Below are 21,357 nucleotides of genomic sequence, written 5' to 3' on the forward strand. Positions count from 1 at the left end.
TCGTGCTGACGGTCGGGCAGGACGGCCCGCCACGGCGGGCAGCCTACTGCGGCGTCCACCCCCGGCGCCCGTATCCGGCGCGGCGTGTCGCCCGAACGCCGCTGTGCGCCCCGCCCCACCGCTGGTCCCGCTCCCGGAAACGCGAACAGCCCCGGAAACGCGAACGGCCCGTACGCGCCGCGGGGCAGCGTCGGGCCGTTCGTCGTCGGCTGTCCGGTCAGACCTCGACCAGGACGGGGATGATCATGGGCCGCCGCCGGTAGGTCTCGTTGACCCAGCGGCCGGCGCTGCGCCGGATGAGCTGGCGCAGCTGGTGGGGGTCGTTGACCCCGTCCCGGGCCGCCTTGTCCAGCGCGTCCTGGATCCGGTCGATGACGTCGTCGTAGGCGTCGGCTCCGATGCCAGCGCCCCGCGTGTGGATCTCGGGATCGCCCAGGATCTTGCCGGAGCCGGAGTCCACCGCCACGACCACGGAGATGAACCCCTCCTCGCCGAGGACCCGGCGGTCCTTGAGCGCGGCGTCGGTGACGTCGCCGACCGAGGAACCGTCCACGTAGACGTACCCGGCCTGCACCGCGCCGACGATCCTGGCCCGGTTCTTGTGCAGGTCGACGACCACGCCGTCCTCGGCGATGACGATCCGGTCGTTCGGGACACCGGTCAGCTTGGCGAGGTCGGCGTGGGCGCGCATGTGCCGCCACTCGCCGTGCACGGGCATGAAGTTGCGCGGACGCACCATGTTGAGCACGTACATCAGCTCGCCCGCGGGCGCGTGGCCGGAGACGTGCACCAGGGCGTTGCCCTTGTGCACGACCTTGGCCCCCCAGCGGGTCAGGCCGTTGATCACCCGGTTGACGGAGTTCTCGTTGCCCGGGATCAGCGACGAGGCGAGCAGGATGGTGTCGCCCTCCTCGATGCGGATCTGGTGGTCCCGGTTGGCCATGCGGCTGAGCGCGGCCATCGGCTCGCCCTGCGAGCCCGTGCACACCAGGAGCACCTCGTCCGGGCGCATCTGGTCGAGCTGCTTGACGTCGATGACGGTGTCACCGGGGATGCTCAGGTAGCCCAGGTCGCGAGCGATGTTCATGTTGCGGACCATGGAGCGGCCCACGAAAGCGATCTTGCGCCCGTGCTGGACGGCGGCGTCGATGACCTGCTGGACGCGGTGCACGTGCGAGGCGAAGCAGGCCACCACGACGCGCTTCTCGGACTGCCGGAACACCTTGTCGATGGCCTCGGTCAGGTTGCGCTCGTTGATGATGAAGCCGGGCTGCTCGGCGTTGGTGGAGTCCGACAGCAGCAGGTCCACGCCCTCGTCACCGAAACGGGCGAACCCGGCCAGGTCGGTCAGGCGCCCGTCCAGCGGCAGCTGGTCCATCTTGAAGTCACCGGTGTGCAGCACCGACCCGCCCGGGGTGCGGATGCCCACGGCCAGCGCGTCCGGGATGGAGTGGTTGACCGCGAAGAACTCCAGGTCGAAGGGGCCGAACTCGTGCCGCTCGCCCTCCTCCACCAGGACGGTCTCCGGCTTGATGCGGTGCTCGCCGAGCTTGGCGGTGATCAGCGCCAGGGTGAGCTTGGAGCCCACGATCGGGATGTCGGCCCGCTCGCGCAGCAGGAACGGCACGCCGCCGATGTGGTCCTCGTGCCCGTGGGTGAGCACGACCGCCTCGATGTCGTCGAGCCGGTCCCGGATGTACTCGAAGTCCGGCAGGATCAGGTCGACGCCGGGCTGCTCCTCCTCGGGGAAGAGCACGCCGCAGTCCACGATGAGCAGGCGCCCCTCGTACTCGAAGACCGTCATGTTGCGGCCGATCTCACCGAGGCCGCCCAGCGGGACGATGCGCAGCACGCCCTTGCCCAGGGGCGGCGGCGAGGTCAGTTCGGGGTGCGGGTGGCTCATACGGATCCCTCCGTGAGGCGCTCGACGGCGACGGCGCTGGCGGGGACGGCCTGGTGCGGGGCGAGCCCGATCGGGCCCTTGACACCCGCGGCGGCCAGGTCCTCGCGCAGGAGTGCCTGGAGTTCGGCGGAGGCGTCGGCGAGCGGGGTGCGGACCGGCCCGGAGGGCAGGCCGAACAGGTTGAGGACGGCCTTGGTCGTGATGACGCCCTGGGTGCGGAACATGCCCGTGTAGACCGGCGTGAGACGGCGGTGGATGGCCAGGGCCTGACCGACCTCGCCCTTCTCGAAGGCGTCGATCATGTCGCGCAGGTCGGCGCCCACGATGTGGCCGACGACGCTGACGAACCCGGCCGCGCCGACGGACAGCAGCGGCAGGTTGAGGATGTCGGTGCCGCAGTAGAAGGCCAGGTCGGTGCGCTCCATGACCCAGGAGCTGGCGCCGACGTTGTCCTTGGCGTCCTTGTTGGCGACGATGCGCGGGTGCTCGGCCAGGCGGACCAGGGTCTCGGAGGCGATCGGCGTCCCGGTGCGGTGCGGGATGTCGTAGAGCATCACCGGCAGCTCGGTGGAGTCGGCGATCGACGTGAAGTGCCGGATGAGGCCTTCCTGCGGCGGCTTGTTGTAGTACGGGGTGACGGTCAGCAGACCGTGCGCCCCCGCCTTCTCGGCCGCCTTGGCCAGCCGGATGCTGTGGCGGGTGTCGTTGGTGCCGACCCCGGCCACGATCGTGGCGCGGTCGCCGACCGCCTCCAGGACGGACCGGAGCAGCCGGTCCTTCTCGTCGTCGCTGGTGGTGGGCGACTCGCCGGTGGTGCCGCTGATGACGAGGCCGTCGTTGTGCTGCTCGTCGACGAGGTAGGTGGCCAGTCGGGCCGCGCCCTCGTAGTCGAGTTCCCCGTCCTCCAGCATCGGAGTGACCATCGCGGTCAACATCTTGCCGAACGGGCGGTTCTTGGTGTCCATCATCGTGTGTGAAAGGCGTGCGGACCGCCGCCCGCGGGCGGTGGGGTCCGTGGTTGCCCCTCCTCCTCTCGGTGTACTCCGAAACAGTTGTGGTCTCCCGTGCGGATGCCTCGGGCACGGGTGGTCGGCGCTGCGTGTGCGCCACCGCGACCGGCGGATGCGCGACGGTCGCGGGAAAGATCTGTGGTGCCCCCGTGGCGGGGGCGCGGGGCCGGGCCCCGTCCGGTCCACCGTCCTCGTGGGTCGAGGTTGGTGGTCCCCGGCAAGACGAACCTACCCGTCCCGGGCCCGTGCCATCCGGCCGGGCCCGGGGGCCGCCCGCAGTTCAGGGCGGACGGGGTCCGCAAAAAGAGGCTAGTCGTCGTTGCCGTCGGGCAGGAACATGCTGAGCAGCCAGCTGACGATGGTGACGACGATCGCGCCCCAGAAGGCGGGCCAGAACCCGTCGATCTGGAAGGGCAGGTCGAACAGGCCCGCGATCCAGTTGGTGAGCAGGAGCAGCAGCGCGTTCACCAGGAGGCCGATCAGCCCCAGGGTCAGAGCGTAGAACAGGCATCCGACCGTTTTGACGATCGGTTTGATCACCGCGTTGACCACACCGAAGATGGCGCCGACGGCGAGGTAGACCAGGATCTGGCCGACCGTGTCCTGCGCGGTGACTTCGATGCCGTCGATCAGGAGGACAGCCGCCCAAAGGGCGAGCGCGTTCACGATAACTCTGATAATGAGGCTCACAACGTAGATGTTCCCATGCTGTGGCAAGGTCCGGAAACTCCGGCGTAGGTGATCTTGTCACCAGGCGTGTCGCCCACCCCGAAGGAGAGTCCTCCGTGTCCAGTGCCCGGTTCGTCCGCCCCGCCCGTACCGCCGACGTGGAAGCGGTGGTCGACATCCAGGTGGCGTCGTGGCGGGCGGTGTACGGGGCGCTGCTGCCCGACGAGGTGTCGGGGGCGCTGGGCGGTGAGGAGGCCCGGGAGCGGTTCCGCGAGCAGTGGACGGCGGCCCTGGAGTCGCCGCCGACCTCCCGGCACCGGCTGGTGGTGGCCACCGACGAGGTGGAGGGGACGCGCACGGTCGTGGGCTTCGCCGCGTTCGGCCCCGCCGGGGACCCGGACCTGTGGCCCGCCACGGACGCGGAGGTGTTCGCCCTGCACGTGGACCCCGCCCGGGCGCGTCAGGGGCACGGCAGCCGCCTGGTGAACGCCTGCGTGGACCACCTGGTCGATGACGGTTTCGGCACCCTGCACGTGTGGGTGCCCGAGGCCGACAACGCGCTGCGGGCGTTCTTCGAGGCCTCAGGGTGGCGCGCGGACGGCGCCCGCCGCGAGATCGACATGGGGCGGCTGCTGCCGATGGTGCGCCTGCACGCGGCGATCTCCCAGTAGGTGCGGGGAGGGGCCGGGGCGCGGGCGGGTCCGGGCCGCGGACGCTCCCTCACCGGGGCGCGAACGCTCCCCCCGCCGGGGCGCGGGCGGGAGCGCCGCTGACAGGGTCTAACGTGGGGTGGTTGTCGCGGCGCGCACGGGCGCGCCGGTGGTGAGCGGGGAGGGCCGGAGCGTGGCCACGGTCAGTGAATGGGTCTCGGGGCTGCGCCCCCGTACGCTTCCGAATTCGGTCGTTCCGGTGGCGGTCGGCACGGCCCTGGCCTTCGCCCTGGACGGGTTCGTCTGGTGGAAGGCGCTGCTGGCCCTGGTGGTGTCCATGGCGCTCCAGGTCGGCGTGAACTTCGCCAACGACTACAGCGACGGCGTCAAGGGCACTGACACCGAGGCGCGGACCGGGCCGACCCGGCTGACCGCGACCGGTCTGGCCGCCCCGCGGCAGGTGCTGGCGGCGGCCCTGGGCAGCTTCGCGTTCGCGGGGGCGGTGGGCCTGGTGCTGGCGGCCACGTCCTCGTGGTGGCTGCTGCTGGTGGGCGCCCTGGCGATCGCTGCGGCCTGGTACTACACGGGGGGTCGCAGCCCGTACGGGTACCGGGGCCTGGGCGAGGTCTCGGTATTCGTGTTCTTCGGCCTCGTGGCCGTGGTGGGCACGGTGTTCGTGCAGCTGGGCTCCGCGCCGTGGCAGGCCTGGGTGGCGTCGGTCCCGGTGGGCCTGCTCTCCTGCTCGGTCCTGGTGATCAACAACCTGCGCGACATCCCGACCGACCGCGAGACCGGCAAGGTCACGCTGGCCGTGCGGCTGGGCGACACCGGCACCCGCCGCCTGTACGGGGGCGCGATCGCGCTCTCCTACGCGGCGGCGCTGGTGCTGACCCCGGTGTTCTGGTGGACGCCGCTGGTGCTGGTGTCGGTGCCGCTGGCGGTGCCGCCGCTGCGGCGCGTGCTGGGCGGCCAGACCGGCCGCGACCTGGTGCTGGGCCTGGGCGAGACGGGAAGGCTCCAGATGGCGTTCGGCGTGCTGTTCTCGGTCGGCCTGCTCCTGGGGTGAGGCGGTGACCGCCCGCGGCCGGCGAACCCTTCGTGAGCGGGCCCGGACGCGCCCGTGACCGCCGGGAGACCCACGGGTCCCAGCCTTCCGGGGCATGGCGGCCCCCGCACGACCGCCGTGGCGCTCATCGCCGCGGCGCTGACGCTGATCGCGACCGCCTGCTCCGGAGGCAACCCGGCCGAGGCTCCCGGGGCTCGCGACGAGGTGACCGTGCGGCGCGGGAGCACCGAGCTGGCCGTGAGCGTGCGCGAGCTGGTCGGCGGCGGGTCGACGGTCGAGCTGGTCGTCCCCGCGGTCAACGACGCCCCGGTGGCCGCCGCCCCCCGTCCTGGACCCGGAGGCGCCCCTGGAGGAGCCGGAGGCGCCCCTGGAGGGCCTGGACCTGCCGGTGGCGGACGCACGCTGAGACGACGCGCCGAACGCCGGGAGGCCGCGTTGTGCCCCGGTCCGGCGGGGAGGAGTTAGGATGCGCGCACCCCAGACACGCGCGTACGACCCGGCAGGGAGAGACGACACCGTGCCAAGCGAGAACACCGCCCCCGACCCCCTCGACCACCTTCCGGACCCGGAGGAGTGGGCACGGCGCTCGGCCCTCCAGGCCGCGGCGTTCGACGCGATCGGAGAACGCTACGACGAGGCCTTCCCCCGCAAGGAGGGCCAGGAGGACCGGGTGCGCCGGCTGCTGGACCTGCTGCCGCCCGGCGCGCACGTGCTCGACCTGGGCTCGGGTACGGGCGTGCCCACCGCCCGGCAGCTCGTGGCGGCGGGGGCACGGGTCACCGGCTACGAGATCTCCGGGCGGATGGTCGAGATCGCCCGCCGCAACGTGCCGGAGGCGACGTTCGTCCGGGCCGACATCCTCGACCTGGACCCCGCGGAGTCCTCCTACGACGCCATCGTGGCGTTCTTCTCCCTGCTGTGCCTGCCCAGGGCCCGCATCCCCGAGGCGCTGAGCCGCGTCCGCGCCTCCCTGGTCCCGGGCGGCCTGCTGTGCCTGTCCATGGTGGAGGCCGACCTGGACGACGCCCCGATCCCGTTCCTGGGCACGGACATCCGGGTGTCGGGCTACCCGAACAGGGAGCTGCGCCGGGTGGTGGAGGGGGCCGGGCTGGTCGTGGAGGACGAGCGGGTCGTCTCCTACGAGCCCGAGGGCGCCCGGCCCGAGGTCCAGCTGTTCCTCACCTGCCGCCGCGGCGCGTGAAACGGGACGGGGCCGCGCCTTCCCCGGCGCGGCCCCGTGCGGTGACCGGCAAGCGCCCCCGTCGGCACCACGGGTCAGGCCCCGTGCACCACACCGGCAACGGTTCCGGTCGGCCCGCTAGTCCAGGTCGAGGAGGGTGTCCAGGCCCACGGTGAGGGGGTCGGAGAGGCCGCCCACCCCGCGCACGCCCAGCAGCACGCCCGGCATGAACGAGGTGCGGTTCATCGAGTCGTGCCGGATCTTGAGGGTCTCCCCGTCGGTGCCGAGCACGACCTCCTGGTGGGCGATGAGCCCGGCGATGCGCAGCGCGTGCACCCGCACGCCCTCCACGTCGGCTCCCCGGGCGCCGGGGATCTCGGAGGTGGTGGCGTCGGGCATCGGCGCGGTCCCGGCCTCGCGGCGGGCCTCGGCGACCAGCTCGGCGGTCCGGTAGGCGGTGCCGCTGGGGGCGTCGGCCTTGTTCGGGTGGTGCAGCTCGATGATCTCGGTCGAGTCGAAGTACGGTGCGGCCCTGCGCGCGAAGTGCATCATCAGGACGGCGGCGATGCCGAAGTTGGGGGCGATGAGGACCTTGGCCCCCGGCTTCGCCTCCTGCATCCGGCGCACGCGCTCCAGTCTGGCCTCGTCGAACCCGCTGGTGCCGACGACGGCGTGGATCCCGTGGCCGATGAGCCACTCCAGGTTGTCCATCACCGCGTCGGGGTGGGTGAAGTCGACGACGCAGTCGGCCCCCAGTACCGCGTCCCTGTCGCTGGCGGCGTCCACCCCCGCGACGAGTTCCATGTCGTCGGCGCCCTGCACCGCTCGGACGACCTCTGACCCCATGCGCCCGTCGGCGCCGAAAACTCCTACCTTGAACACGGCACGAGCGTACCGGAGCCCGGGACGCGGGTCGTCGCGGCCCGGCCCGCGACGTGGGCGGACGGGCCGGGCCGCCCTCGCCAGCGGGCGGAGGCGGGCCGCGCCGCCGGTCAGCCGGTGAGCCGCGCCACCGGTGGCCGGGGGCCGGGTCCTGCGGTGTCAGCGGACGTCGGCCAGGGTGAGCGCGAAGTCCCCCGCCGGGTCGGTCCACCAGTGGGTGAGGGCGAACCCCGCCGCATCCAGCTCCGCGGTCAGCCCCTCCCTGCGGAACTTGGCGGAGACCTCGGTGCGCATCTCCTCCCCGGACGCGAACTCGACCTCCAGGTCCAGGCCGGCGACCCGCACGCGCTGGCCGGCCCGGGAGCGCAGCCGCATCTCGACCCACTCCCGCTCGGCGTTCCAGCGCGCCACGTGGTCGAAGGCGCCCGGGTCGAAGTCGGCGCCGAGCCGGTGGTTGATGACGGCGAGGACGTTGCGGTTGAAGGCCGCGGTGACCCCCTGGGAGTCGTCGTAGGCGGCAACCAGGCGGGCGGGGTCCTTGACCAGGTCGGCGCCCAGCAGCAGCGAGTCCCCGGGGCGCAGGACGGCGCGGACGGCGCGCAGGAAGGCGGCGCGCGGCCCCGGCTCCTGGTTGCCGATGGTGGAGCCCAGGACGGCCAGCAGCTGGCGCCCGCCCTCCCCGCTGACCGGCAGCAGTCCGAGGTGCTCCTCGAAGTCGCCGACGACGGCGTGCACGTCCAGACCGGGATGGTCGTCGGCCACGCGGCGGGCGGAGGAGTCGAGGAAGTCACCGCTGACGTCGACGGGCACGAAGCGGGTCAGACGGCCCTGGCGGCGCATCGCGTCCAGGAGCAGACGGGTCTTGACCCCCGATCCGGAGCCGAGCTCGATGAGCGCCTCGGCACCGGCCGCGGCGGCGATCTCGTCGGCCCGCAGCTCCAGGATCGCGCGTTCGGCGCGGGTGGGGTAGTACTCGGGCAGGGCGGTGATCTCCTCGAAGAGGGAGCTGCCGCGTTCGTCGTAGAACCACTTGGGCGGGAGCCGCTTGGGCCTCGCGGTCAGCCCCTCGGCGACGTCGGTGCGCAGCGCCTTGTCGAGGTCGTCCGCGGTCAGGTTTCGGTCAATCCGGAACATGGTGCCTCCTGTGTCCCCGAAGATGTACCCGGGACAGGTGGTGTCGGAAAGATGGGCGGAGCCGGTCAGTCGATCGGTCGGACCTCGGTGCGCTCCCCCGTGGCCGTGACCACCGAGTCCTGGGGCACCTCACGCCATCCGGGGGCGTCGTCGAAGGGTTCGGAGGCAAGGAAGACCCCGCCGTCCGGCTCGCGCAGGGTGAACAGGGTGTCCCCGGCCGCGGTGGCGGCGAGGGTTTCGCCGTCACTGGCCAGCAGGTTGTAGCGGCCCCCGGAGTGCTTGCGGGCCTCCCGGACCACGGTGGCCAGGGTTGCGGACAGGTCCTGGGAGTTCCGCCACAGCCGTACGGTGTGCGCGAACAGCGGCGCGGAGTCGAGCGCGGCGCGGGCGTCCAGCGCGCCGCGCGGCGGGGGCGAGGCGAACGCGGCGTTGAGCGCCTCGTCGTCCTCCACCGCGCCGTTGTGGCTGAACAGCAGCCGGTCGGCGCGGAAGGGCTGGGCGCCCGACTCCTCCGAGCCGAACCCGACGGTGGCGTCGCGCACGGCGGCCACCACGCACCCGGAGGTGATGGCGCGGGCGGCGTCGGCGAAGGAGGCGTCACCCCAGACGGGCATGGCGCGGCGGTAGCGCAGCGGTTCGGCGCGGCCGTCCCCCGGGGGGTACCAGCCGACGCCGAACCCGTCGGCGTTGACGGTGCCGTACCGCTGCATGCGCGGCGCCCAGGACTGGACGTGCAGCGAGTGGGGCGCCGCGTACAGCAGGTCGTGCACCGTGCGCGGCGGCCCCAGGTAGGCGAGGTGTCGGCACATCAGGCGGGTTCCGCGTCGCGCGCGCAGCGGAACCCGCTGAAGATCTGCCGTCGGACCGGGTGGTCCCAGTTGCGGAACGTGGCGCGGGCCGCGGTGGGATGGGTCGCCCAGGAACCGCCCCGCAGCACCTTGTACCCGTCGTCGAAGAACACCTTCGAGTAGTCCTCGTACGGGAAGGAGCGAAACCCCGGGTAGCCGGTGAAGGTGGTGGAGGTCCACTCCCACACGTCGCCGATCAGCTGCTGGACGCCCAGCGGAGAGGCGCCGTCGGGGTGCAGCCCGGCCGGGGAGGGGCCGAGCCTGCGCTGGCCCAGGTTGGCGTGGCCGGGTCCGGGCTCGGCGTCGCCCCACGGGTAGCGCCGGGACCGGCCGCTGGCCGGGTCGAACCGCGCGGCCTTCTCCCACTCGGGTTCGCTCGGCAGGCGTTTGCCCGCCCAGGCGGCGTAGGCCCGGGCCTCGTGGAAGCACACGTGCTGCACGGGTTCGTCGGGGGGCACCATCTCCTGGCGGCCGAACCGGCGGCGGGACCACCCGGTCCCCTCCCGGGTCCAGAAGGCCGGGGAGAGGGCTCCCCGCCTCTCCTTCCACTCCCAGCCGTCGCGGGTCCACCAGCGGCGGGTCTGGTAGCCGCCGTCGTCCATGAACTCCTGGTAGGCGGCGTTGGTGACGAGTCCGGTGTCGATCCAGTAGGGGCCCAGGTCGACGGTGCGTGCGGGGCGCTCGTTGTCGTAGGCCCACGGATCGTCGTCGGTGCCCATGGTGAAGGGGCCCTCGGGTACGAACACCTCGCTCCGGACCGGCGGACGCAGCGCGGTGACCAGCCCGGCCTCCTCCAGCAGGGCCGGCTCGCCCCTGCGGAGCTGGTGGGTGGCGAGCATGGTCTCGCCGTGCTGGTGCTCGTGCTGGATGACCATGTGGAAGACGAATCCGGCGTCCAGCAGGGAACGTTCGCCGTCCGGGCCGGCCCCGGTCCGGGTGAGATCAGCGGCCTCCAGCGCGTCGAGCACCTCCCGGCGCACGCGCGCGTTGTAGTCGCGGGCCTCCTCGGGCCGCAGCAGCGGCAGGCTGACCCGTTCGGCGCGCGGGTTCTCGAAGGCGTCGTAGAGGATGTCGATGTCCGGGCGCAGCGCCTCGCGCCCACCGGCGGCGCGCAGCAGCCACTGCTCCTCGTAGTTGCCCACGTGCGCCAGGTCCCAGACCAGCGGCGACATCAGGGGCGAGTGCTGGGCGAGCAGCTCCCCCTCGTCGAGGGCGTCGAGGGTCAGCCCGTTGCTGCGGTCCCTGGCCCGGTCGAGTTCGGCGGCGATGCGCTCCTTGGCGAGCTCCTGTTCGTGGTTCACCGTGCTCCTTCCGCGTGTCCGGGGTCCGGGGCCGCGGACCGTACGCGCTCCGCCCGCGCCGGGCGCGGTCCGGGCACGGTCGGCCGTGTGTCGGCGGGGCTGAGCCCGCGTCGCGTGTGGTGGTCGGCGTAGTCGTCGACCAGCGCGGCCAGGGAGGCGGCGCCCATGCGGGGCAGGGCCTCGACCGCGGCGTCGAAGCAGGCGCGGGCGCACCGGGCCACGTCGGGGTCGGCCATGCCCAGGCGCGCGGAGCGCAGCCACAGGTGGCGGTCGGGGAAGCGGCCCCCGCACAGTTCCTCGGTGGCCTCCTCGGCCGCGGCGCGGGCGCGGGGGTCGTCGACCAGGGCGGCGGCGAGCGCCACCGGGACCGGCCACCAGCGCACGGGCAGCGCGTCGATCATCCGCAGCTCCCACCAGCCGCGCGGGCGCACGGGCGGGAAGAGGGTGCTGAGGTGGAACTCCAGGTCGGCCCGGGTGACCGGGCGCGGGCCCTGTCCGCTGAGCCACTGGGCGAAGGTGACACCCGGGTCGGGGGTCCAGGGGCCCTCGTTCGCGGGGACCGCCAGGACCCTGGCGGCCAGCGCGTACTCGGCCCACGCCGTGGCGGGGTCGGCGGGGCTGCCGGAGTCCAGGACGGACCGGGTGCGGGAGGCGTCGGTGGCCGCCCAGATCGCCCAGCGGGTGGACTTCCACCCGGTGGGTCGGCCCCGCCAGACGGCGGAGTTGGCGAAGGCGGCGACGAGCATCGGGCCGAGCCGGTGGACGAGTTCCCAGCGGTCGCGGACGTCGTCGGCATCCTTCCCCGTGTCCAGGCACACCTGGAGCGAGGCGGTGCTGCACATCATGGTGTAGCCGCTGGGCTGGCGGTGATGGGCGAAGAAGCGCTCCATGGCCGTGTACCGGGCTTCCCGGAGCTGGCGCCGGGGCGGACGCACGGGGTCGAGGGCCGTCTCGACCAGGTGGAGCCCGGCCTCGGCGAGGGCCTTGCCGATGTGGTCCAGGTCGGCGGAGAGCGCCGCGTGCGCCCGGGCCGGTCCCGGAAGGGCGGGCGAGCTGAGTTCGAGCTGTCCGCCGGGTTCGAAGGTGACGCCGCTCCCCGAGGGCGGTGGGCCGCAGGACTCCACCAGGGCCGCGAGGCGGTCGACGGGAACGGGTGCGGTCGGGTCCGCGGAGTCGGCGACCAGCCATTCGGCCTCGGCTCCGACCTTGCCGGGAGGGCCGGTCTTGAAACAGACGCCGTTGATGTACTCGTGGACGTCTTCCGTGGTCATGTGGTGGGCCATGGGCTGTCCCCTCGCGAGCGGCCGCCCCCGCCGGGCGGCGCCCCGATGATCCTGCCCATCCGGTCCTCATGCCGAACGTGCGCGATGTCCATGAATCTCCGCTGTTGCCGCGACACTCCCGATACGGACGGGGAGCCTGGGCGGCGGGAGGCCAGGTGGTGAGGGACGTCGCGGTGGGTGGGCGCGCCCCCACCCACCGCTGTGTGATGCCGGTCACACCATGGTGAACTCCCGGAGACGCCTCTCGATGACGGACCGTTCGTCCTGGTCAAGGCCGATACCGAACACCTCCTGCAACACCTGTCCCACCTCCTCCACGGGCACCTCGCGTTCCGTGCGGGTGCCGTCGGGCGCGGTGGTGGTCAGAGTGGTGTTCATCAGCACGTGCTGGGCGCCCGGTCCGATGCGCTGGACCATCAGCCTGCCCAGGAACGGGGAGCGCGGGTGGGTGACCAGGTGGTGGCTGAAGACGGCGTAGTCCTGGCGCACCATCGCGGTGGCCGCGAAGGAGTAGAGCGGACGCCAGCCGCGGCCGTCGAAGGAGCGCAGCAGCCACTCGTCCTCGCCCACCTCGGACACGCGGTCCAGCCGCAGGCCCCAGCCGCCCTGGACCTCCTGGTGGCCGTCGGCGAAGGGGACCGGCTCCAGCAGGCCGCCCCCGCCGAAGCCGACGTCGGCCAGCCACGGCCCCTCCTCCAGGTCCACCCGCAGCAGGGCGTGCGTGGCCGGGCGCGGGGCTCCCGCGCCGCCGGAGAGCACACGGGCGGCGAAGCCGGTGACGGAGAAGCCCAGCCGGTCCAGCACGGCCGCCAACAGCAGGTTCTGCTCGTAGCAGTAACCGCCTCTGGGTCCCAGGACCATCTTGTCCACCAGCGCGGGGACGTCCAGCGGGACGGGGCGGCCCAGGACGAGCTGGAGGTTCTCGAAGGGGATGGCGGCCAGGTGCGCGCGGTGCACGGCGCGCAGGGTCTCCAGGGTGGGCGGCAGGTCGCCGGACAGGCCCACGCGGGCCAGGTAGGCGTCCAGGTCCAGTTCCCGGCCGTGCCAGAAGTCGCGGTCGGTGGTGAAGAGGGAGGGCCGTGGCGCGGGGGCCAGGGTGTCGGAGGCAAAGGTTTCGTGCGTCATGTCGATCCCAAACCTGCCCCATAAAAGCCCTATTCCGGACGAATCACTCTCTTCTCCTGTCCGAAAACGGTCACGGAAAGCGGGAATGGAAAGGGAGGACGTGGAGACGTCCGTGGTCAGCGCGGCGGAGGAGGCCTCGCACCGCCTCAGCCTGAGGCCGGTTCCCCCTCGCGCACACGGCCGGTGGCGTCGGACGCCGCCCAGTGGCAGGCCACCCGCCGCTCGGCACCGCCCGCCAGGATCGCCGGGTCCACGGTGCGGCAGCGGTCGGCCACCCCGGCGCGCTCGGCCTCGCCGGAGGCCAGCACCGGACAGCGCGGGTGGAAACGGCAGCCCCGGGGCACCCGCTTGGGGTCCGGCGGCTCCCCGGAGAGCACCACCGGTTCCCCCTCCGCCTCCGGCAGCACCGACAGCAGCGCCCGGGTGTAGGGGTGGGCCGGGGCGGCCAGGACCTCCTCCACGGTGCCCAGCTCCACCACGCGCCCCAGGTACATCACCGCGACCCGGTCGGCGATGTTCCAGGCCAGGCCCAGGTCGTGCGTGGCCACCAGGGCCGACAGCCCCAGGTCGGCGCGCAGGTCCAGGAGCAGCCGCAGGATCTCGCCGCGCACCGACGCGTCCAGGGAGGCCACCGGCTCGTCGGCCACCAGCACCTCGGGGTCCAGGATGAGCGCCCCGGCGATCACCACGCGCTGGCGCTGGCCGCCCGACAGCTCGTGCGGGTAGCGGGGGAAGAACCGGTCCGGCGGGCGCAGGCCCGCCTTGGACAGCGCCGCGCCGACCCGCTCGGACTCGTCGGACACGGTGCCCTCGTGGATGCGCAGCCCCTCGGCCACGGACTCGTAGACGGTGCGGCGCGGGTTGAGCGAACCGGTGGGGTCCTGCTGCACCAGCTGCACCCGCCGACGGTAGCGGCGCATGTCACGGGAGCCGTAGCGCAGCGGGGCGCCCTCGAAGGCCACGTCGCCGCCCGTGGGCCGTTCCAGGCCCAGCAGGACGCGGGCCAGGGTGGTCTTGCCGCAGCCGGACTCCCCCACCAGGGCCACGATCTCCCCCGCGGAGACGTCGAGGTTGACGCCGTCCACGGCGCGGGCGGTGCCCCGGCCCCCGCCGGGGGCGAACCCGGCCGCGAAGGCGACCTCCACCCCCCGGGCGCTCAGGACGGGGGCCGCCTCCTCCCCGCGGGTGGGCGGTGTCTCGTGGGAGTCGGTCTCGGTGGTGCTCACGGGCGCGTCTCCTCGGTGGGTGCGGCGGTCGCGGTCACGGACGGCCCCCGTCGTCCCCGGTGGCGGTCAGCGGCCGGGCGGGGCCCACGTGCACGCACGCCGCCTGCCGGGTGGACGCGCCCTCGGTGTCGGGGTCCACCGGCCACAGGGGCGGGTCGACCGTGGCGCACACGGTCTCGACCACCGCGCAGCGCGGTCGGAACACACAGCCCGAGGGCGGGTCCGCGGGATCGGGCGGATCGCCGGGCAGGCCCCGGGGCGCCAGGCGCGAGGCCGGGTCGCCGATACGCGGGAAGGCGGCGCTGAGCGCGCTGGCGTAGGGGTGCGCGGGCTCGTGCACGACCTCCCGCGCCGGTCCCTGCTCCACGACCCGGCCCGCGTACATGACCGCGACCCGGTCGCAGGTCGAGGCCAGGACCGACAGGTCGTGGCTGATCATCAGCATGCCGATGCCGTGCTCGGCGACGAGCCGCCGCAGCAGGGTCAGGATCTGGGCCTGGATCATCACGTCCAGGGCGGTGGTGGCCTCGTCGGCGATGACCAGACGCGGCTCGCAGGCCAGCGCCATCGCGATCATGGCCCGCTGGCGCTGCCCGCCGGACAGCTGGTGGGGGTAGTCGCGGGCGCGGGAGGCGGGCAGGCCGACCTGTTCGAGGAGGGCGGCGACACGGGCGGGCGCCTCCGCCGCGGGGACGGTGCCGTGCACGCCCATCGGCTCGGCGATCTGCTGTCCGATCCGCCGGACCGGGTTGAGCGAGTGCATGGCGCCCTGGAAGACGATGGAGGCGCCCGCCCAGCGGACCGCGCGCAGGCGGCCCCAGCGCATGTCCAGGACGTTCTCGCCCTCCAGCAGCACCTCGCCGGAGATGCGCGCGGTCTCGGGCAGCAGGCGCAGCAGGGCCAGGGCCACGGTGGACTTGCCGCTGCCGGACTCCCCCGCCAGGCCAAGGGTGTCACCGGGGTCCAGGGACAGGTCCACGCCGCGTACGGCGGGGACGTCGCCGCCGCCCGTGCTGTAGGTGACGTGCAGGTCGCGGACGTCGAGGAGGGAGGTCAACGCTGCTCCCGGAGTCGCGGGTTGATGACGGATTCGAGGGCCCGGCCGCACAGCGTGAAGGACAGCGCGACCACGGCGATCGCCAGACCGGGCGGGACCATGTACCACCAGATCCCGGAGCTGATCGCGCCCGCGTTGCGGGCCGCGTCCAGGATGCCTCCCCAGGAGATCGTGGTGGGGTCTCCCACGCCCAGGAAGGCCAGCGTGGACTCGGCGATGATCGAGGTGGCCACGAGCAGGGTGGTCTGGGCGAGCACGACCGGCATGACGTTGGGCAGGACGTGCCAGAGCATGACGTGGCCGTGGCCGCCTCCCAGGGCGCGGGCCCGTTCCACGTAGGGGCGCGCCTCCACCGCGAGGGTCTGGGCGCGCACCAGGCGTGCCGTGGCGGGCCAGACGGTCAGGCCGATGGCGATGATGATGGTTCCGGTGCCGCGCGGCAGCACGGCGGCCAGCGCCACGGCCAGGACGAGCGTGGGCAGGACCAGGAACCAGTCGGTGACGCGCATGAGCGCCGAGGACACGAACCGCCCCGCGGGGCCGCCGGAGGCGCCGAAGTGCCCGGCGGTGACCCCGACCAGGGTGCCCAGGACCACGGAGACGGCCGTGGCCAGGAAGCCCACCGTGAGCGAGACCCGCGAGCCCCAGACGACCAGGTCCAGGATGGAGCGGCCGAAGTTGTCGGTGCCGAGCGGGAACCGGGCGCTGGGCGGCTGGTAGGCGGTGCCGGGCGCGCCGGTGACGGTGAGGTCGGCCTGGTCGACGAAGAGCGGCGCGGTCAGGGCCAGGGCGCCGATGGCCAGCAGCGCGGTCAGGCCGACCATCCCGGCGCGGTTGCGGGTGTACTCGCGGGTGAAGCGGCGCAGGGCCTCCTGGCGGCGTCTGCGGGCGAGGGCGCGGGGCGAGGGCGGTGTGGTCGGCGGCGGCGCGGTCGCCGTGGCGGTGCCTCCCCCGGTGGGTCGGCCGCCGGGACCCGCGGGACCGCCGTCGTGGCCCTCGGACCGGACGGAGGGGCTGTTCTCCCCGTCGCTCGGGCTGCCGGGCGTCCCGGCGGGGGCGTTCACGGGCGTACCCGGGGGTCGAGCAGCGGGTACACCAGGTCGGCGAGCAGGTTCATGAGGATCACCGAGGCCGCGAACACCACGAACAGGCCCTGGACGAGGCCGAGGTCGGGTACGCGCAGGCCGGAGTAGAAGAGCTGTCCGAGGCCGGGCCAGGAGAACACGGTCTCCACGAGGATCACCCCGGACACGACCTGTCCGAGGTTGAGGAAGAGGAGCGTCACCGTGGGCAGCAGGGCGTTGGGCACGGCGTGCCTGCGGCGCACCAGGGCGTCGCGCAGGCCCTTGGCGCGCGCGGTGGTGAGGTAGTCGGCGCCCTTCTCGTCCATGAGCGAGGAGCGCATGATCATCAGGTACTGGGCGTAGATGACCGCGACCATGGTGGTGACGGGCAGCACCATGTGCCAGGCGGTGTTCAGCACGGTCTCCAGGCCCCCGCCGGTGCGGGGGTCGACCATGCCGCCGGTCGGGAACATGCCGGGCACGGACCCGCGCCCGGAGGCCAGGAAGACGATGAGCAGCAGGCCGAGCCAGAACGTGGGCACCGACCAGAAGAACAGGGCGACGGCGGTGTTGGCCCGGTCGGAGCGGCTGCCCGGCCTCCAACCCGCCCGGGCGCCCAGGAACAGGCCCAGCAGCGCGGCGACGACCGTGCCGGTCCCGGCGAGCAGGATGGTCGGGCCGAGCCGGTCCAGGATGAGCTCGGTGACGGGCTCGCGGTACTGGAAGGACGTGCCGAGGTCGAGGCGGAGCAGGCCGACCGCGTAGTCGAGGAACTGCTGCCACAGCGGCTCGTCGAGCCCGAACTGGCGGCGCAGCTCCTCGCGCTGCTCGGCGCTGACCTCGCGGCCCTCGGTCATGGCGCGGACGGGGTCGCCGGGCAGGATCCGGAAGAGGAAGAACCCGGCGACGACCACGGCGGCCAGGGAGACCGCCGCGGTCGTCAGCCGTCCGGCCACGTAGCGCGCGGCGCGCCGGGCGCGGCCCGGCCCGGCGGGTTCCGCCGGGGAGGGGCCGCCGCGCTTGTCCTCCCCGGGCGGGCCTCCCGCGGCGGTGGGAGCAGTGGTCACTCGCGGTCCTCCATGGTGGAACGTCGGCGCAGCAGCAGGAAGCCCCCGACCGCGGCGAGGACGAGCACGGCGGCCCCGACGCCGATCCAGACCCCGGCGGAGGGCCCGGAGGCGGCGCCCGCGGCCCGCTCGGCCGCGGGTTCGGCCGACCACCAGGCCCAGTAGCCGTCCTGGCCCCAGATGTTGCCGCCCTCGGCGGGCTCGTACTGGATGGAGGCGATGTGGTCGGTGCGGTAGGCCTCCATGATGTTGGGGTAGGCCAGCACGTTCACGACGGCCTCGCGGTAGAGGACCTCCTGGAGCTGGTGGATGATCTCCGCGCGGGCCTGGCGGTCGTACTCGGCGAGCTGGGCCTCGTAGAGCTCGTCGTACTCCTCGTCGCAGAAGTAGGCGTCGCCCTGCATGGTGCCCGGCTCGGTGGGCAGCGCGCCGCAGGTGTGGATGCTCAGCACGTAGTCGGGGTCGGGGTTGACCGTCCAGCCGGTGAAGATGAGGTCGTACTCGCCCGCGAAGAGGGCGTCGCTGAGCACGCCGGGGTCGACGGTGAGGTTCTCCACCTCGATGCCGATGTCGGCCAGGCGCTCGACGAGGACCAGCCCGGTGTTGACGTTGTCGGGGCGGTCCTGGTGCACGTGCATGCGCAGTTCGAGGCGGTCGCCGTCGGGGGAGACGCGCACGCCGTCCTCGCCCCGCTCGTACCCGGCCTCGTCGAGCATCGTGTTGGCCGCCTCGGGGTCGAAGTCCAGGACCGCCTCCTCGCCCTCGGGCGCCCAGTGGAAGTCCTCGTAGCGGGGCGGGATGTAGCCGCCCGCGGCCACGGCCTCGCCGCCGTGCCCCTTGTCGACGATCTCCTGGTTGTCGATGGCCATGACGATGGCCTGGCGCAGGGTGCGGTCGGCGAGGGCGGGGTGCCCGTCGCCGAACTCCTCACCGTCCTGGGTGACCGCGCCGGGGTTGATGGTGAAGGCCTGGAAGCGCTTGCCGTCGGCGGTGTTGACCTCGATGTCCTCCGCCGACTCCAGAGCGGCTGCCTGCGCCTGGGTGAGTTCGTAGACGAAGGAGACCTCGCCGCTGCGCAGCGCCTCCACCGCCGCGTCCTTCTCGGAGTAGTAGCGCAGGACGATCCGCTCGAAGCCGGGGGCGCCGCGCCAGTGGTCGGGGTTGGCCTCCAGCGTGATGGAGCGGCCCCGGTCGTGGCCGGTGAGGACGAAGGGACCGCTGCCGACGGTCGGGAAGTCCTCGTTGCCGTAGTCGGCGAAGGCGTCGCCCTCCCGCTCCAGGATCGGCTCCCAGACGTGCCTGGGGACGATCGGGACGTTGAGGGAGGTCATGGTGGCCTGGGGCTGGTCGAGTTCGACGACCACGGTGTGGTCGTCCTCGGCGGTGACCGACTCGAAGCCGGAGACGTAGTTGCCGTTGGCGACGGCCGCGGCCTCGTTCTCCATCATGGTGGTGAAGGTCCAGACCACGTCGTCGGCGGTCAGGGGCTCGCCGTCGGAGAACTGGACGCCCTCGCGCAGGTGGAAGGTCCAGGTGAGGCCGTCGTCGCTGGACTCCCAGGACTCGGCGAGGGAGGGGGCGGGCTGGTTGGTCTGGGGGTCGACCGTGACGAGGGAGTCGTAGACGTGCCGCAGGACGTTGGTGGTGATCGCGAGCTGCGCGGTGAAGGGGTTGAAGGAGTCCACCTGCTGGGCGGTGGCGATGCTGAGGGTCTCGCCGTCGGAGGTGTCCGCGGAGGCGGGCTGCGCCGGGAGGGGGACGGCGGTGGTGCCCGCGAGGAGGAACAGGGCGGCGGTCGTGGCGGCGGCGCGGCGGAGGAGGGCGTGACGGGAGGAGGGCGCCCGGTGGGGGGCGGTACCGCCGAGGAGCGTGCGGGCGAGGGCACCGAGGGGGAGGGCGGCGCGTCGCACGAGGGAACCGGGGGGAGGGTGGTGGGCGTTCATGTGCGGCCCCTCCTGTCAGAGGATCGTGGGTCGGTGGCACGCCACCTGGGGGTTGGTGGTTGTTTACCAACGGACGGCGACGAGCGTCAATGACCTTCGTGGAGCGCCGCGACATCGGTTTGGATTCGGCCCGGAGAATGCCGCCGGAAAGACGTCCGGAAACCGTCACCGGAAATGTCCGGGACACGCGGGAAAAGGGCGGTCGGAGTGCGGAACGGGCACGGAAGGGACGCGAAAAGGCACACAGAGGGCCCGTGACAGCACGGAGAGGGGTCGCGGACACACGCTGGGTGGCGACAGGGCGCCGCCCGGAGGGCCGCGGAGGAGCAGGCCGTGTGCGCTGGGTGACCGGCGTGCCGTCGGCGGACACCCCGCGTTGGCAGTGAATGCCGTACTCCGCTACGGTTCCCGCCATGATGGGGCACTCGCACGCACTGAGCGGCGTGGTTGGCTGGATGGCGGTCGTTCCGCTGGTCCAGGGCAGGGAATTCCTTGGACTCAGCTTCCACCTGGGTCCCGGTGAGGTCATCGCCGGTGCCCTGGTCTGCGCCGGTGCGGCCCTGCTGCCCGATCTGGACCACAAGAGCGCCACGGTGACCAAGACCTACGGCAAGGTCACCGAGGTGCTGAGCGGCATGCTCGGCTTCCTGTTCGGCGGGCACCGGATGGGAACGCACTCGTTCTTCTTCGCGGTGCTCATGGGCGTGCTGGTACAGCTGTTGGCGCTGTGGTCGCAGTTGGCCGTCCAGGTCTTCGTGTTCCTGTTGATCGGTATCGCCCTCCAGGGCCTGGGCTTCGGCCTGGACAAGAACAAGGTCGCGTCAGGGGTCATCAACGCGATGGCCACGGCGGGCATCACGCTGGCGCTGTTCACCGCCGGGGTGAACTACAGCTGGCTGGGCCTGGCGGTGGCCTTCGGCGTGGTCCTGCACTTCTTCGGCGACATGATCACCAAGATGGGCGTGCCGATCTTCTGGCCCTTCTTCAAGAAGCGCTTCGGCCAGGGGAAGGGTTTCGTCACCGACGGCCCGGTCGAGCAGAAGTTCGTCACCCCGCTGCTGACCATCGGCGTCATCGTGGGGACGATCTACCTCTTCGACTGGCCCGCGCTGATGCCCGAGTACTAGAGGGCAGATGGGGCGTTCCGCGCCAGCGCCCCCCGGGGGAGCGCGCGGGCCCTCCGACGAGGTCCGCTCCCGCCGAGGCCGCGCTCGGACTGCCCCCGGAACGGCCCGGCACCTGTCCGCCGGGCCCCGGCTGGCCTAGGCTGTCGGGCGTGACACGAACCACAGAGGGCCTCAGCCCCGAACTGCACGCCTACGTCGTCGAGCACAGCGAGCCCGTGGACGAGGTCCTGGCGGACCTGGCCGAGGAGACCGCGCGGCTGTTCCCCGACCACCGGGGCATGCAGATCGGCCCCGAGCAGGGCGCCTTCACCACGATGCTCACCCGGATCTGCGGAGCACGGGAGGTGGTGGAGATCGGGACCTTCACCGGCTACTCGTCGATCTGCTTCGCGCGCGGCCTCCCCGAGGGCGGTCGCCTCCTGGCCCTGGACGTCAGCGAGGAGTGGACCTCCGTGGCGCGGCGGTACTGGGAGCGCGCCGGGGTCGCGGACAGGATCACCCTGAGGCTGGGCCCTGCCCTGGAGTCACTGCGGGCGCTGCCCGAGGAGCCGCGGTTCGACCTGGCCTTCGTGGACGCCGACAAGGAGGGCTACGTCGGCTACTGGGAGGAGCTGGTCCCCCGCGTCCGGCCGGGCGGCCTGATCCTGGCCGACAACACCCTCTCCCACGGGCGGGTCGTGGACCACGAGAACACGTCGGCGGCCGTGCGGGGGATCCGCGACTTCAACGACCGGCTGGTCTCCGACGACCGCGTCACACAGGTTCTGCTGCCCATCGGCGACGGCCTCACCCTCGCCCGCAAGCACTGACGCCCCGACGCAC

The 21,357-nt window shown here is 72.9% G+C and carries 20 protein-coding genes; 6 read left to right on the forward strand and 14 right to left on the reverse strand.

The annotated features are described in order from the left end of the window. Nucleotides 1–217: 217 nt before the first annotated feature. From FYW99_RS03630 to FYW99_RS03640, 3 genes are all read right to left on the reverse strand, one after another. Nucleotides 218–1,903 carry a ribonuclease J gene (locus tag FYW99_RS03630; protein WP_150250220.1) on the reverse strand — a complete coding sequence of 562 codons (1,686 nt, stop codon included), beginning with the start codon at nucleotides 1,901–1,903 and terminating at the stop codon, nucleotides 218–220. Then, nucleotides 1,900–2,871 carry a 4-hydroxy-tetrahydrodipicolinate synthase gene (dapA, locus tag FYW99_RS03635; protein WP_150250222.1) on the reverse strand — a complete coding sequence of 324 codons (972 nt, stop codon included), beginning with the start codon at nucleotides 2,869–2,871 and terminating at the stop codon, nucleotides 1,900–1,902. The genes FYW99_RS03630 and dapA overlap by 4 nt, the downstream gene beginning before the upstream one ends. Nucleotides 2,872–3,222: 351 nt before the next feature. Beyond that, nucleotides 3,223–3,603 (reverse strand): phage holin family protein, encoded by a 381-nt coding sequence (locus FYW99_RS03640; RefSeq protein ID WP_150250224.1) that lies wholly within the window; start codon nucleotides 3,601–3,603, stop codon nucleotides 3,223–3,225. A gap of 95 nt (nucleotides 3,604–3,698) precedes the next feature. Here FYW99_RS03640 and FYW99_RS03645 point away from each other — a divergent pair, with 95 nt between their 5' ends. The 4 genes from FYW99_RS03645 (at nucleotide 3,699) to FYW99_RS03660 (ending at nucleotide 6,499) form a co-directional block, all read left to right on the forward strand. Beyond that, nucleotides 3,699–4,253 carry a GNAT family N-acetyltransferase gene (locus FYW99_RS03645; RefSeq protein WP_150250226.1) on the forward strand — a complete coding sequence of 185 codons (555 nt, stop codon included), beginning with the start codon at nucleotides 3,699–3,701 and terminating at the stop codon, nucleotides 4,251–4,253. Nucleotides 4,254–4,425: 172 nt separating this feature from the next. Next, nucleotides 4,426–5,298, forward strand: a complete 873-nt coding sequence (locus FYW99_RS03650; RefSeq protein WP_150250228.1) for a 1,4-dihydroxy-2-naphthoate polyprenyltransferase — start codon at nucleotides 4,426–4,428, stop codon at nucleotides 5,296–5,298. A 117-nt stretch (nucleotides 5,299–5,415) separates the two neighbouring features. Continuing rightward, complete coding sequence (locus FYW99_RS03655) at nucleotides 5,416–5,763, forward strand: hypothetical protein (protein ID WP_150250230.1); 348 nt, start codon at nucleotides 5,416–5,418, stop codon at nucleotides 5,761–5,763. A gap of 52 nt (nucleotides 5,764–5,815) precedes the next feature. Beyond that, a complete protein-coding gene (locus FYW99_RS03660) occupies nucleotides 5,816–6,499 on the forward strand; it encodes a class I SAM-dependent DNA methyltransferase (protein ID WP_150250232.1) in 684 nt (227 codons plus the stop codon). A gap of 117 nt (nucleotides 6,500–6,616) precedes the next feature. On the opposite strand, the gene dapB is transcribed toward FYW99_RS03660, so the two are convergent. The 11 genes from dapB to FYW99_RS03715 form a co-directional block, all read right to left on the reverse strand. Beyond that, nucleotides 6,617–7,360: a 4-hydroxy-tetrahydrodipicolinate reductase gene (gene dapB / locus FYW99_RS03665; protein ID WP_150250234.1), complete on the reverse strand. Its 744-nt coding sequence runs from the start codon at nucleotides 7,358–7,360 to the stop codon at nucleotides 6,617–6,619. A gap of 159 nt (nucleotides 7,361–7,519) precedes the next feature. Next, nucleotides 7,520–8,494 (reverse strand): L-histidine N(alpha)-methyltransferase, encoded by a 975-nt coding sequence (gene egtD / locus FYW99_RS03670; protein WP_150250236.1) that lies wholly within the window; start codon nucleotides 8,492–8,494, stop codon nucleotides 7,520–7,522. Nucleotides 8,495–8,559: 65 nt separating this feature from the next. Next, nucleotides 8,560–9,303, reverse strand: coding sequence for an ergothioneine biosynthesis protein EgtC (egtC, locus tag FYW99_RS03675; RefSeq protein WP_150250238.1), 744 nt, complete (start codon nucleotides 9,301–9,303; stop codon nucleotides 8,560–8,562). Continuing rightward, on the reverse strand, nucleotides 9,303–10,643 hold the full coding sequence (gene egtB, locus FYW99_RS03680; RefSeq protein WP_150250240.1) for an ergothioneine biosynthesis protein EgtB: 1,341 nt from the start codon (nucleotides 10,641–10,643) through the stop codon (nucleotides 9,303–9,305). Before egtB ends, egtC begins: the two co-directional genes overlap by 1 nt. Continuing rightward, complete coding sequence (gene egtA, locus FYW99_RS03685; protein ID WP_150250242.1) at nucleotides 10,640–11,926, reverse strand: ergothioneine biosynthesis glutamate--cysteine ligase EgtA; 1,287 nt, start codon at nucleotides 11,924–11,926, stop codon at nucleotides 10,640–10,642. The genes egtB and egtA overlap by 4 nt, the downstream gene beginning before the upstream one ends. A 213-nt stretch (nucleotides 11,927–12,139) precedes the next feature. Continuing rightward, nucleotides 12,140–13,051, reverse strand: coding sequence for an arylamine N-acetyltransferase family protein (locus tag FYW99_RS03690; protein ID WP_150250243.1), 912 nt, complete (start codon nucleotides 13,049–13,051; stop codon nucleotides 12,140–12,142). Between the two features lie 146 nt (nucleotides 13,052–13,197). Then, nucleotides 13,198–14,277 carry an ABC transporter ATP-binding protein gene (locus tag FYW99_RS03695; protein WP_150250245.1) on the reverse strand — a complete coding sequence of 360 codons (1,080 nt, stop codon included), beginning with the start codon at nucleotides 14,275–14,277 and terminating at the stop codon, nucleotides 13,198–13,200. Nucleotides 14,278–14,311: 34 nt separating this feature from the next. Then, nucleotides 14,312–15,334, reverse strand: coding sequence for an ABC transporter ATP-binding protein (locus FYW99_RS03700; protein ID WP_150250246.1), 1,023 nt, complete (start codon nucleotides 15,332–15,334; stop codon nucleotides 14,312–14,314). Then, on the reverse strand, nucleotides 15,331–16,398 hold the full coding sequence (locus FYW99_RS03705; protein ID WP_150250248.1) for an ABC transporter permease: 1,068 nt from the start codon (nucleotides 16,396–16,398) through the stop codon (nucleotides 15,331–15,333). The genes FYW99_RS03700 and FYW99_RS03705 overlap by 4 nt, the downstream gene beginning before the upstream one ends. Then, a complete protein-coding gene (locus FYW99_RS03710) occupies nucleotides 16,395–17,465 on the reverse strand; it encodes an ABC transporter permease (protein WP_150250250.1) in 1,071 nt (356 codons plus the stop codon). Before FYW99_RS03710 ends, FYW99_RS03705 begins: the two co-directional genes overlap by 4 nt. After that, nucleotides 17,462–19,408, reverse strand: a complete 1,947-nt coding sequence (locus tag FYW99_RS03715) for an ABC transporter substrate-binding protein (RefSeq protein WP_150250252.1) — start codon at nucleotides 19,406–19,408, stop codon at nucleotides 17,462–17,464. The genes FYW99_RS03710 and FYW99_RS03715 overlap by 4 nt, the downstream gene beginning before the upstream one ends. Before the next feature lie 413 nt (nucleotides 19,409–19,821). On the opposite strand from FYW99_RS03715, the gene FYW99_RS03720 reads away from it, so the two are divergent. Both FYW99_RS03720 and FYW99_RS03725 read left to right on the forward strand, forming a co-directional pair. Beyond that, complete coding sequence (locus FYW99_RS03720) at nucleotides 19,822–20,535, forward strand: metal-dependent hydrolase (RefSeq protein WP_150250254.1); 714 nt, start codon at nucleotides 19,822–19,824, stop codon at nucleotides 20,533–20,535. Between the two features lie 149 nt (nucleotides 20,536–20,684). Then, nucleotides 20,685–21,344: an O-methyltransferase gene (locus tag FYW99_RS03725; protein WP_150250256.1), complete on the forward strand. Its 660-nt coding sequence runs from the start codon at nucleotides 20,685–20,687 to the stop codon at nucleotides 21,342–21,344. Nucleotides 21,345–21,357: the final 13 nt, after the last annotated feature.

The organism is Nocardiopsis deserti, from assembly GCF_008638355.1.
Lineage (GTDB): Bacteria > Actinomycetota > Actinomycetes > Streptosporangiales > Streptosporangiaceae > Nocardiopsis > Nocardiopsis alborubida.

Bases quoted from the DNA above. Each gene is read 5' to 3' on its own strand.
- FYW99_RS03630 (WP_150250220.1), bottom strand. From the start codon at position 1,903: ATGAGCCACCCGCACCCCGAACTGACCTCGCCGCCGCCCCTGGGCAAG.
- dapA (WP_150250222.1), bottom strand. From the start codon at position 2,871: ATGATGGACACCAAGAACCGCCCGTTCGGCAAGATGTTGACCGCGATG.
- egtD (WP_150250236.1), bottom strand. From the start codon at position 8,494: ATGTTCCGGATTGACCGAAACCTGACCGCGGACGACCTCGACAAGGCG.
- egtC (WP_150250238.1), bottom strand. From the start codon at position 9,303: ATGTGCCGACACCTCGCCTACCTGGGGCCGCCGCGCACGGTGCACGAC.
- egtA (WP_150250242.1), bottom strand. From the start codon at position 11,926: ATGGCCCACCACATGACCACGGAAGACGTCCACGAGTACATCAACGGC.
- FYW99_RS03690 (WP_150250243.1), bottom strand. From the start codon at position 13,051: ATGACGCACGAAACCTTTGCCTCCGACACCCTGGCCCCCGCGCCACGG.
- FYW99_RS03715 (WP_150250252.1), bottom strand. From the start codon at position 19,408: ATGAACGCCCACCACCCTCCCCCCGGTTCCCTCGTGCGACGCGCCGCC.
- FYW99_RS03720 (WP_150250254.1), top strand. From the start codon at position 19,822: ATGATGGGGCACTCGCACGCACTGAGCGGCGTGGTTGGCTGGATGGCG.